We start from the raw sequence: 11303 nt of genomic DNA, 5'->3' as shown, positions 1-11303 counted from the left end.
CGACAGTCAGTCTAGGATTGCCGTTGCACTGCTTGCCCCGATGCGTGTTCGTGGTGACGTCAATGCCTGTTCAGAAGGACTGCATCATTGACCAATGCTCCTTTGCCGTCTCCAGAAATTTTTCAGCATGTTCGCATCATCATGGGTATGGTCGTGGGTCTGAGCATGACCCGTCTGCTCAATGGTCTGGTGCGCATCATTCAGCATCCCGGACAGACGCGGATCTACCCGGTTCATATTGGCTGGGTACTGACCCTGCTGCTTATGCTGATGCATTTCTGGTGGTGGGAGTTCTGGCTGGTCACACTGCACTTCTGGACATTCGAGATTTATCTGTTTCTGATTATTTACGCGATAATCCTGTTTTTTCTGAGTGCGTTCCTCTTCCCTGATTCCATTAGTGATTACACGGGATATGAGGATTTTTTTATTTCAAGACGAAAATGGTTTTTTTCGTTCTTCGCTCTGAGTGTCATATTCGACCTGATCGATACACTCCTCAAGGGAGCGGCTCACTATGCCATGTTTTCGGCTGAATACTGGTTTCGGGTGCCGGTCTATATTGTCCTTTGTGGCATAGCCATTGCTTCCACCAACCGCCGCTTTCACATGGCTTTCGTCAGTCTCGGGCTGGTGTATGAAGTTTCCTGGATTCTCCGGCATTTTGAAACATTGAGCTAAAGGAAATAAAGTCGGAAAATCGCCTCAAGCCTTGGAATAAAGGGGAGCGCGGCTACAAAAGGCAGGTCATCATTGATGTGCTACAAGAAAACTGCGCCTCGTTGTTTTGATGCCTGTAATAACTTAGGCTCTCTTCCATATTCTCACCTTTCCTCACCGCTTTTTGTAGAGGTGAGGCTGGCCATTCCCTCTTCCACTTTTCCCACAGGCACCGCCGAGATCAACGTCTCCGCCGGTGGTGGCTCAGGCAACTGCGGCAGATCGTTCAGTTCCATCAGGAACTCCTGCTCCCGCACATCCAGCTGACGCCCGATCGCGCGTTCCGTCAGATCGTTGATATTGCGGTCCGTCAGCAGCGAATGCAGCACGCGCCTTTGTAGCCGCACAATGCGAAGGCGCAGCATCAGTTCATCGCGTTTCCTCTGCACGCTGCCGCTACGTTTGCCTTCCCCGTCGTCAAGTGTCGGGTCCAGACGGCGCAGACGTTCGTTGAACTCGGTCATCAGCAGGCTGACCGTGTCGTTGGTGCGGTTGGCGTCCGGCGGCAGGCGTGCCTGTTCCGCCTGAAGCTCGGCGATGCTGGAGCGGATCAGGGTGATGCGGGTTTCGAGAAGCTCCCGCTGCGCCGGGGTTTCGCCGTCATTGCGCGGCAGCAGTTTCAGAGCACGGGGCAGACCGAACGTGGTCAGCAGCAGCGATGTAATGATGACGCCGGTCGCCAGCACGACCATCACCGTCCGCTCCGGCATGTCGCTTTCCGATGGCAGGGAGATGATGGCGGCCAGTGTGACGGCCCCGCGTGCACCCGCCAGCGTCATGACCAGCACATTGCGCCATGACGGCAACGCCTGCGGGCGGTGTATCAGTTTTCCGACGCCGTAGAAGACCAGTCCGTTGGCGACCATCCAGATCGCACGCAGAAGACTCATGGCGCACTGGATGCCGACAATGGCCAGAGGCAGCATCCACGGTGTCAGCCCGGCAGAGCGCACGATATGCGCGGCCTGTTCAACCTGTCCGGGAAGCTGCTGTCCCAGCATGATGAACACCAGCCCGTTCAGGGTCGAACAAAGCTGGTCCCACAGGGTCGCCGCCCGTAGCCGCGTCTCGATCTGTGTTTCCGACATCACGCCGGTCAGACGGATGGAGATGCCCGCCGCGACCGAGGCGAGGATGCCTGAACACTCAACGGAGTCTGCAATCAGGTAGATGATGTAGGGAACGAGCAGCGAGATCAGGATATGGTTCGATGAATCATCATAGCCGCGTCTGAGCGCCATTAGTTCGATCCTAGCGAAGAGCCAGCCCAGCCCTGCGCCAATCAGCACGCCGCCGAACGAGACATACACAAAGTTGCTGGAGGCCGCCTTCAGGGAGAACAGCCCGGTCGTGGCGGCGGCGACAGCGAATTTGAAGCAGACAAGGCCGGAAGCGTCGTTCAGCAGGGCTTCGCCATTGAGGATCTGGGTCAGACGGGCCGGAGCCTTCGCCGTGGCGAGGAAGCTGTTGACGGACACGGCGTCCGTTGGCGAGAGAGCCGCCGCCAGCGCCATCCCGGCGACGGGCAGGATCGCGGGCATGATCCAGTGCACGGCGTATCCCCCCGCGACGGTGCTGAAAATGACCAGTCCGACAGCGAGCGAGAGAATGACGGTCCGCAACTCGCCGAATTCGCGCATGGGAATGCGATAGGCGTCGATGAACAGCAGCGGCGGCATCAGAAGGAGCAGGAACAGCTCCGAGGAGAGTGGCACGGAGAACCCGAGAAGGCTGACGGCGCTCCCCGCCGCGATCTGCAAAAGTGGCAGGGGAATGCGGATAGGGAGCAGTCGTCCCAGCAGACCCGACAGGGCAGTCATGGTCAGCAGGGCGAGAACGGTAAGGGCGACTTCCATCAGAACTCTCGCTTGGAGGGGCGGGGCCGCCTCTTTCGGGGAGAGATATCGCTGACGGAGGAGAGGGCGGCAAATGAAAAATCGGTCGAGAGGTGAGGGATGTGAAAGACTTGTGTCTCTTCCCATTGACCCGACAGGTTTGCGTTCCCATTATTTTATAAAGAGTAGGTGCAACCTATCGGCGCGTTGTCCATGAGGAGACGTGGCGGGCTGCATCGTAACAGAGATCCGTGCGGGTGCGTCACAAGGCGGTCCGGAACCGGGTCTGCAATATTGCGGCGCGGGTTACGACCGTTCCGGATCAGGTGGAGCAGAACCATGGCGACTGAAGGCCCCGAGGCACAGTTTCTCAAGCCGCGTCTTAACGCGCTGGTAGCTGAAGCCGCGAAGAATGGCTTTTCGACGGATGTAACAATCGCCGTTCTGATTGATCTGCTGGATACGGAGAGTTTTGGTGTGACCACGCCTGAAGGAGAAGATGAGTGAGCGCAGGCGATCCATATCAGGTACTGGGTGTCGCGCGAACCGCGAGTCAGGACGAGATTCGCAAGGCCTATCGCAAGCTGGCCAAGAAATATCACCCGGACTTCAATCCGGATGACAAGGAAGCTGAGGAGAAATTCAAGGCTGCCAGTCAGGCGAATGACCTGCTGTCCGACGAAGCCCAGCGGGCGCGTTATGACCGCGGTGAGATTGATGCTGCCGGACAGGAACGCGCGCCTCCGGGTTACGGAGCGCATGGCGGGTATCGTGACTTCGGGGAAGGCATGGGCGGCTTCCGTCAGGGTGCCGGAGGTGCTGGTGGTTTCTCGACCGAGGATCTGAGCGATCTGTTTGGCGGCATGTTCGGTGGTGGACGAGGTGGTGCTGGCGGTTTCAACCGTCGTCCTTCCGGTCCGCAGCCGGGGCAGGACAGGTCCTATAATCTCACGGTTTCCTTTATTGATTCCGTGCTGGGGACGACATCGCGTGTTTCGTTGCCGGGCGGCTCCACGCTGGATGTCCGCATTCCGCCGGGCATTGAAAGTGGTCAGGTTCTCAGACTGCGCGGAAAAGGCGGCGAGGGGATTCAGGGCGGACCCGCTGGCGATGCCCTTATCACCGTGACCGTATCACCGGATGCACAATATACCCGGGAAGGACGGGATCTCCGGCAGACCCTGCCGGTCGATCTTAAGACGGCCATTCTCGGTGGCCCCATCACGGTGCCGACGCCATCCGGTGCGGTGCGCATGAATGTCCCGGCTGATTCAGACACGGGCACTGTCCTGCGTCTGAAAGGACGGGGTGTGAAGGAGCACGGAAAGCACGAAGCCGGAAATCTGTATGTCCGGCTGGAAGTGCATATCGGAAAGGCCGATGAGAAGCTGAAGGCCTTTCTCAAGGGACAGGGGGCTGAAGAAGAAGCCGCCCCTTCAGCCGGATAAGGTGCTGTCTCTGCTGAATGAAAAACACCCTCTGCCTGTGTGACAGAGGGTGTTCTTATATCAGAGGCTTAGTATCCGGGACCGCCCACCATACCGCCCGGAGCCACGCCACCTGGCCCCATACCGCTGACTACACCGTTCACAACCACGGCGGAGATGATGCCGGTGGCGATGGCGGTCAGAAGGAACTGATTGCCCGACTGGATCCAGCGATATCCGTAGGGAGGCGCATAAAGGCCACGGTAGGACTGCCAGTTGTTGATCCATGGGTCACCGCCCCAGTAACGTGCGCCGGGACGCCAGTTGTTCATGGGTGGTGGTGGTGGCGCTCCGCGACGTCCATAATTGCCGCCACGGAAATCACGCTGTCCGCCGGGACCGCCGCGTGCCGGGCCACCCCGTCCGGGACCACCATTGTCACGTCCGCCGCCGCCTCGGTATTCTCCACCTTGATGGCCGCCACCGGGCATGGGCTGAGCCATCGCGCAGACAGGCGCAATGCTCAGAACGGACGCCATGATGAATGCGATATGTTTTATCCGCATAAGGAACTCGTTTCCTGAGCTGTGTTGAAGATCAATCTGACACGAAAACGATGGCGCTAACATGGCACCGATTCAAGGTGAAGCTGGTCCAATGGACGCCGTTTTTATCGTAAGGCGTGTTTTTCTTTGCTCTGATTTTTCCTGCATTTCTCAAAGATGGAGAGGAGACAAGAGAGAGCGGGAAAGCACAAAGGAACCCGCCAAATGGCAGGGCGGTTTTATCATAAAGAAAAACAGATTTTCACAGAGTGTAACTCTGCATCAAAACCAAGATCAGGATTTACGCTTCTTCCTCATCTTCTTCGCCAAATCGGGAGTTGCGATGGACCCAGACGGACATGAGCAGTCCGAAGCCAAGCATTACATTGATCAGGGCCGAGCCGCCGTAGGACACCAGAGGCAGGGGCACGCCGCCAACAGGGATGGCCCCCATCACCATGGAGAGATTGACCAGACAATACAGGAAGAAATTCACTGAAATACCCAGAGCCAGCAGTCGTCCAAAACGGTTTCGGCTGCGAATGGCCATCACCATGCCACCGAGAATGAGGAGAAGAAGCAGGCCGATGACCAGCGTTCCGCCTGCGTAACCCCATTCTTCGGCGATGGTCGTGAAAATGAAATCTGTCTGTTTTTCAGGAAGAAAGTTCAGTTGTCCCTGTGTGCCATGCAGATAGCCCTGACCCCACATGCCACCCGATCCGAGGGCGATTTTTGACTGGATGATATTGTAGCCGGCTCCCAGAGGATCGCTTTCCGGATGGAGGAAGGTGGTGATACGCGCCCTCTGGTAATCATGCAAATGGGCGTAGGCAATTTTCAGAAGGAAGGGCACGGGCAGCAGAAGCAGGACAATCTGCCATAGCCGCATCCCGGCAGCGAAGAACAGGGACGCTCCAATGCCGCCGATAATCACCGCCGTGCCAAGGTTGGGCTCCTTGAGAACCAGACCGACGGGAACCAGCACCATGAGCGCCGGAATGATCAGACGGAGTGGATTGCCCATCTTGCTGTAGGGAATGCGGGAAAACCATGTCGCCAGCATCAGGACCAGAGCGACTTTGGCGTATTCGGACGGTTGAACCTGTGTGCCGCCGATCATGACCCAGCGTTCCGCACCCTTACCGACATGACCCATCTGCAGCACGACTACCAGCAGGGCCAGCGAGACGAGATAGAGAGGCCATGCCAGCCGGACAAGAAACTTGGGTGGCAGCATGGCGACAGTCAGCGTCAGGATCAGACCGAAGCCGAAACGGGCTGCCTGTGGCCCGGCGAAGGGGCGGGCTGAGCCGCCTCCTGCCGAATAGAGCGCAATATAGCCGATGCCCGCCAGCGTGCAGATGAGAAGGATGTACAGCCAGCTGACCTGCCAGAGCTTTGACAGCGTGCGGAAATTCGGTTCGGCGCGTAGCAACCGCTTGCGAAAACGCCTCATCGGCATCCGTGAATCCACGGTGATGCTCTCCTTGAAAATCAGATCGGGGCCAGTTCAGGCAGCGTGCAGGCTACTCTGCATCCGCGACTGTCTGTCCCGGCGCGCTCTTGTGATTGACCGGATCGCGCAGCAGGGTGTCGGTCATGATGTCCCGGGCCAGCGGCGCTGCCGCATCGGCGCCCGCGTTGCCATGTTCTATCACGACCGAAACCGCATAGCGCGGAGAGTCATACGGCGCAAAGCAGATGAACAGCGCATGCGGACGAAACTCCCACGGAAGCGTGGCGGAATTGAAGTGACCGCTCTCACGAAGGGCTCTGGAGACACGCCGCACCTGCGCCGAACCCGTTTTACCGGCCATTTCGACGCCCGGAATGGTCAGGCGCGCCTTGGGGGCTGTGCCGTGACTCTCGTTCACCACGGCAAACATGCCCTCCCGTACGGCTCGCAGATAACGATCGTCCATTCCCAGTTCCGGCCAGTGCTGCGGATCGACCTGAGCGCCGATATCCCCGTTTACTGCCCGGACCAGATGCGGTTCGACCTTGCGGCCTGTGGCGATACGGGAAGTATAGGTCGCCAACTGGAGAGGCGTGACCTGCACGAATCCCTGACCGATGCCGCTGACGACAGTATCGCCGCCATTCCAGTGATGTTTGTGTTTCCGTCGCCATTCGGGCGTGGGGATGAGGCCCAGACGCTGATGCGGCAGTTCGATGCCCAGTTCCGTGCCGAGCCCCAGGTCGTGAGCAGAAGCCGCCAGCCTGTCCATGCCGACTTTCATGGCCACTTCATAGAAGTAGACGTCACAGGAATATTTCAGGGCAAGATGCAGATCGACCGAACCGTGACCATGTTTCGCCCAGCAATGGAAACGTGCCCCGCCCAGATCGAAGTGGCCCGGGCAGAAAAACCGGTCGGCAGGAGAAATGACGCCTGCGTTCAGGGCCGCCATTGCCACGGCAGGCTTGAAGGTTGAACCCGGCGGATAGACGCCCGAGACGGTTTTGTCGATCAGGGGCGTGCGCTGGTCGCTGGTCCATTCAATCCACTGGGAGCGACTGACGCCGCTGTCGAAAAGGGACGGGTCGAAGGAAGGCGTGCTGCACATCGCCAGAACTTCACCATTACGGCAGTCCATGACGACAGAAGAGGCGGCGAGGTCGCCGATCCGGTTCTGGATGGTCTGCTGCAATCCCACGTCGAGAGTCAGCGCCAGTTCATCGCCCGGCGTGCCATCCTGCCGGTCGAGTTCCTTCATGACGCGACCGACGGAGTTGACCTCCATCTCCACGGAACCGGCCTGTCCCCGCAGCATGGCGTCCTGACTCTGCTCGATGCCAGCGCGGCCGATCCGCATGCCCGGCAGGGCGAACAGCGCGGACTTGGCGACGTCCTGTTCGTTGGGAGGAGCGACATAGCCGATCGTGTGGGCCAGAAGCTCTCCGAACGGGTAGGAGCGCGTGGTGCCGACATCGATCAGAACACCCGGCAGCGAGGGTGAGTTGAGTTCGATACGGGCCATATCGTCCCAGGAGAGAAACTCCCTGAGTACGACGGGAATGAATTTGCGTTTGTGCCGGATCTCGCGGGCGATACGGGAACGGTCGTGTTCATCGAGCGGTACGAGCTGGGAAAACCGCTCGACACTTCCCTCGACGTCGGTTGTTTCTTCGGAAAGAAGCAGAGCGCGCCAGTTGGTTTTGTTGGCGGCAAGGATGGTGCCGAAACGGTCGGCAATCAGTCCGCGCGGTGGAGCGAGCAGACGTTTGCTGGTCCGGTTCTTGTCGGCCAGTCTGGCGAAATGGTCACCGCTATTGACCTGAAGGTCGTAAAGACGACGGCTCAGTTCTCCGAGCGCGGCTGTCTGGACCGCCATGAGAAGCAGAGCACGCCGGGTGAAGACACCTTTGCCGGGATCTTTCTGTTCACGGGCAGGCAGAAGCCTGTTCAGCTTTTCCCTTTTTTTCCGTCCACGGAATTTCATCCGAAGGATGCTCCGCCGACAGACGCTCCGGTTGTGATTTCAGATGCCATCACAGTTGCGGCTCCGGATTGGAAAACCTTCGATGCGCCCAGTTTCCGAGAGCGGCGAAAGGAGGATAGATGCCTGCGGTGAGCATACATTCGAATATGACCGGGGCTGTCGGCATTATTCTGAATGATAGTGAAGAAACCAGAAACCACAACAGCCAGCATACGCAGCTTTCCAGGAGCGTGAAGGCCAGCCAGAGCGTGACGAAATTCAGGCGCATCAGGCCGAAACGCATGTGCACGGCGGTTCCATGCAGCAGCAGGAAAGCGAAGGCGCTGACCCCAAGCGGTGCGAAGCCGATCAGGTCGAGCAGAAGGCCCAGACAGAATACCACAGGCACGGACATTGAAGCCGGTCGCCAGACGGACCAGAAAAAGACCGAGGCCATCGCAAGTCCCGGAATCAGCGCGATAGCGCCGGGAATACCGGTCGGGGCTGCAAGCAGAATGGCGGCGAGGGCTGTGAGACCTCCCGGCAGCAGACGCATGGCCAGCCGGTCAAGACGCTGCGCAAGGGCGGGCGCGGAGCGGACGTCAGGGTGCCAGTGGGACTGGGGATGAGAGTGAGGGTCGGAAGACATGCCGGGCTCTCTCATCCGCGTCCCGCTGGAGGGAAGTGAAAAGACGAATGAGGACTGACGGAGCCTGATTTCTGTAGCGGCGAATGATCGCTTTGCGTGTTGTCATCCTCGTTCGTGCGGGATGAATCCGGTTTTTCGCTGTCCTGATTGTCCTGACGTTGCGGCTGGTAGCCGGCAGGCGGATGTCCGGTCGCGCTTTCGACCACGCCGCCAAGGGTCATGCCGTCGAGCGGATTGTCTTTCTTGCCATCAGTGCGGACGCTGCGACTGGATGTCACGGGTACACGACCCGGCGCATCCGGTGACTCGATTGTCCCGGTTTCGAAATTGAAGACCCGCAGGATGCTCAGATGGTTCAGACGCGCATAGGGAACCACAACCGGCGTTCCGGCGTGGATATAATGAACGGTGCCGACCGGGATGCCTGTCGGCAGGAGATCCGCCTGTCCGGAGGTGACGACACGTTCTCCTTCCACCGGATGATTGTCCTGAGCATAAAAGATCAGTCTCGGAGTCGAGGAATTATCACCCGACATGATGGCTGTTCCATGACTGGATTCCAGCAGAACGGGGATGCGGCTGGCGACATCACTGATCAGAAGGATACGGGCGGAATGTTCGCCGGTTTCTGTCACTCGTCCGGCAAATCCGTCAGCGGCCAGCGCCACATCTCCGACCCGGACACCATTGGCGGGTCCAGCGTTGATGAGAACGGCATGGGAATATAGTCCCCCGACATCGCCGACCACACGGCCCGTCACGAAGGACGGCAGCGGATCAGGCATCCAGTGGAGATTTTCCTTCAGCATGGCGTTTTCCTGCGTCAGGGAGACGGCGACGTCATACCATCCGCGCAGGGTTTCGTTCTCGGAGCGGAGCTGTGCGTTTTCGTGCGCGAGGTGCCCGATGCTGTGCAGTTCGGAAACAGCTTCCGAAAATTCATGACCGGGCAGGGCTACGAGCGACCACAGAGGCGAGAGGACATCGGCTGTCGCCATGCGCGCCGCCACTGTGACACGCTGATTGGCCCATCCCAGAAGCATGATCGCGATGGACAGCAGGAGCATGGCCGGCAGCCAGAGCCGGTCCAGCGCCTGACGAATCTGGATCGAGACAGGAATCATGCCGCCGGTCTTTCCAGCAGTGCTGACCGGCAGGAAAGCAGAACCAAGGCGGCTGTCATGTCAGACAGCGCTTGTCCGGAAACCTGTCCTGATTTTTCCTCGCAGCCGCTCGCCAAGGAACCCCCATATTTTGGGGGCTGTATCCCCAATCTACGCTCTTCGAGCCATAATCCTTCAGCTCTCTGCTGATATAATGGCAAAAAGCTGCAGAGAGTGCATGGTTATTTTTCGTTAATACATTGTCGTAAGGACATTGCGCAGGCGCTTCATTTCCTCGAGCGCACGTCCAGTCCCCAGCGCGACGCAGGATAGCGGGTCTTCTCCGACCGTAACCGGTAGTCCTGTCGCCAGTCGCAGCACCTCGTCGAGGCGATAGAGCAGAGCACCTCCGCCCGTCAGAACGATGCCTTTGTCCACAATATCGGCGGCCAGTTCCGGCGGCGTGTTTTCCAGCGTCAGCTTCACCGCCTCGATGATCTGCGTGATCGGTTCGGCGAGGCTGTCCGCAATCTGAGCCTGCGAAACGACGACTTCACGGGGTGCGCCTGTGATCAGGTCACGTCCCTTGACGTTCTGGAGCGGACCGGGATCGTTCGGATCATCCGGCATCATGGCCGAGCCGATGGACATCTTGATCCGTTCGGCGGAGCTCTCGCCGATCAGGAGATTATGCATCCGACGGATATAGGAGATGATGGCTTCATCCATCTTGTCACCGCCCACGCGCACGGAGCGGGCATAGACGATTCCACCAAGAGAGATGACGGCCACTTCCGTGGTGCCGCCACCGATATCGACAATCATGCTGCCGGACGGCTCAGTGACCGGAAGACCGGCGCCGATGGCCGCCGCCATCGGTTCCTCGATCAGGAAGACCCGACGGGCTCCGGCGCTCTCGGCGCTTTCCTGAATGGCGCGGCGTTCGACAGCCGTGGAGCCGGAGGGGACGCACACGATGACCTGCGGGCTGGCGAAAATGCTTCGATTGTGCACGCGGCGGATGAAGTGCTTGATCATCTCTTCCGCGACTTCGAAATCAGCGATCACGCCATCACGCATCGGGCGGATCGCCATGATGTTGCCGGGGGTGCGTCCGACCATCTGCTTGGCTTCTTCACCGACGGCGAGAACCTGTTTTTTGCCACGTGAGTCGGCAATGGCCACAACGGACGGTTCGTTCAGAACGATACCGCGGCCTTTGACATACACCAGCGTATTGGCAGTGCCGAGGTCGATTGCCATGTCGGCCGACATGAGACCCAGCAGGCGAGCGAACATCCAAAACTCCTGGCCAGCAGTCATGCGCGCACTGAAGTCGTGCGGCATAATAAAACCCGCATGACGTGAGGGACGCCAGTTTTCCAGGTGCGATGAACGCGGGAAGCATGTGTCGGTCGCGCATGCAGGTCGGTTGCGACGATTAGCGAGGCTGTGATGACACCGCAAGGGCTGACATGCAGAAACTACGAGAGAGATGAAGCGTTCCTGATTTAGCCACAAATCTCTTTCAGACTGTTCTGAAGCAGGAAGCCGGATCTGCGTGCGGCTTTGGGTTTTCTGCCTCCCGTCAGGTTGCAG

General features: G+C 58.9%; 10 protein-coding genes. 3 read left to right on the top strand and 7 right to left on the bottom strand.

The window, feature by feature from the left end; translation table 11 throughout:
* Positions 1 to 87 precede the first annotated feature (87 nt).
* Positions 88 to 681: a hypothetical protein gene (locus tag GVI59_RS05945; protein ID WP_198912149.1), complete on the top strand. Its 594-nt coding sequence runs from the start codon at positions 88 to 90 to the stop codon at positions 679 to 681.
* 143 nt (positions 682 to 824) lie between these two features.
* Here the strand turns inward: GVI59_RS05945 and GVI59_RS05940 are convergent, their stop codons facing one another.
* Positions 825 to 2576, bottom strand: a complete 1752-nt coding sequence (locus GVI59_RS05940) for a Na+/H+ antiporter (RefSeq protein ID WP_173573387.1) — start codon at positions 2574 to 2576, stop codon at positions 825 to 827.
* A 318-nt stretch (positions 2577 to 2894) separates the two neighbouring features.
* On the opposite strand from GVI59_RS05940, the gene GVI59_RS05935 reads away from it, so the two are divergent.
* Complete coding sequence (locus GVI59_RS05935; RefSeq protein ID WP_173573386.1) at positions 2895 to 3062, top strand: hypothetical protein; 168 nt, start codon at positions 2895 to 2897, stop codon at positions 3060 to 3062.
* A complete protein-coding gene (locus GVI59_RS05930; protein ID WP_173573385.1) occupies positions 3059 to 4003 on the top strand; it encodes a DnaJ C-terminal domain-containing protein in 945 nt (314 codons plus the stop codon). Before GVI59_RS05935 ends, GVI59_RS05930 begins: the two co-directional genes overlap by 4 nt.
* 68 nt (positions 4004 to 4071) lie before the next feature.
* Here the strand turns inward: GVI59_RS05930 and GVI59_RS05925 are convergent, their stop codons facing one another.
* The 6 genes from GVI59_RS05925 to GVI59_RS05900 all read right to left on the bottom strand — a co-directional run bounded on the left by GVI59_RS05925 (position 4072) and on the right by GVI59_RS05900 (position 11003).
* Positions 4072 to 4548 carry an RcnB family protein gene (locus GVI59_RS05925; RefSeq protein ID WP_173573384.1) on the bottom strand — a complete coding sequence of 159 codons (477 nt, stop codon included), beginning with the start codon at positions 4546 to 4548 and terminating at the stop codon, positions 4072 to 4074.
* Between the two features lie 280 nt (positions 4549 to 4828).
* Positions 4829 to 5992: a rod shape-determining protein RodA gene (rodA, locus tag GVI59_RS05920; protein ID WP_173573554.1), complete on the bottom strand. Its 1164-nt coding sequence runs from the start codon at positions 5990 to 5992 to the stop codon at positions 4829 to 4831.
* Between the two features lie 64 nt (positions 5993 to 6056).
* The gene (gene mrdA / locus GVI59_RS05915) at positions 6057 to 7973 is read right to left on the bottom strand and encodes a penicillin-binding protein 2 (RefSeq protein ID WP_173573383.1); all 1917 of its coding nucleotides are present in this window, start codon (positions 7971 to 7973) and stop codon (positions 6057 to 6059) included.
* A gap of 49 nt (positions 7974 to 8022) precedes the next feature.
* Entirely contained in the window at positions 8023 to 8601 is a 579-nt protein-coding gene (gene mreD, locus GVI59_RS05910; RefSeq protein WP_232878685.1) for a rod shape-determining protein MreD, read from the bottom strand.
* A gap of 11 nt (positions 8602 to 8612) precedes the next feature.
* On the bottom strand, positions 8613 to 9725 hold the full coding sequence (gene mreC / locus GVI59_RS05905) for a rod shape-determining protein MreC (protein WP_173573381.1): 1113 nt from the start codon (positions 9723 to 9725) through the stop codon (positions 8613 to 8615).
* 231 nt (positions 9726 to 9956) lie between these two features.
* Positions 9957 to 11003, bottom strand: a complete 1047-nt coding sequence (locus GVI59_RS05900) for a rod shape-determining protein (RefSeq protein WP_077814381.1) — start codon at positions 11001 to 11003, stop codon at positions 9957 to 9959.
* Between the last annotated feature and the right edge of the window lie 300 nt (positions 11004 to 11303).

It is taken from the genome of Acetobacter sicerae, assembly GCF_011516765.1.
GTDB lineage: Bacteria > Pseudomonadota > Alphaproteobacteria > Acetobacterales > Acetobacteraceae > Acetobacter > Acetobacter sicerae.
Note: the sequence above shows the minus strand (reverse complement) of the source record. Positions and strands in the feature narration are given on the sequence as shown.

What these genes read in the sequence shown, in the direction of transcription:
- GVI59_RS05940 (WP_173573387.1), bottom strand. Translation starts at nt 2,576, where the DNA reads ATGGAAGTCGCCCTTACCGTTCTCGCCCTGCTGACCATGACTGCCCTG.
- GVI59_RS05935 (WP_173573386.1), top strand. Translation starts at nt 2,895, where the DNA reads ATGGCGACTGAAGGCCCCGAGGCACAGTTTCTCAAGCCGCGTCTTAAC.
- GVI59_RS05925 (WP_173573384.1), bottom strand. Translation starts at nt 4,548, where the DNA reads ATGCGGATAAAACATATCGCATTCATCATGGCGTCCGTTCTGAGCATT.
- rodA (WP_173573554.1), bottom strand. Translation starts at nt 5,992, where the DNA reads ATGCCGATGAGGCGTTTTCGCAAGCGGTTGCTACGCGCCGAACCGAAT.
- mrdA (WP_173573383.1), bottom strand. Translation starts at nt 7,973, where the DNA reads ATGAAATTCCGTGGACGGAAAAAAAGGGAAAAGCTGAACAGGCTTCTG.
- mreD (WP_232878685.1), bottom strand. Translation starts at nt 8,601, where the DNA reads ATGTCTTCCGACCCTCACTCTCATCCCCAGTCCCACTGGCACCCTGAC.
- mreC (WP_173573381.1), bottom strand. Translation starts at nt 9,725, where the DNA reads ATGATTCCTGTCTCGATCCAGATTCGTCAGGCGCTGGACCGGCTCTGG.
- GVI59_RS05900 (WP_077814381.1), bottom strand. Translation starts at nt 11,003, where the DNA reads ATGTTCGCTCGCCTGCTGGGTCTCATGTCGGCCGACATGGCAATCGAC.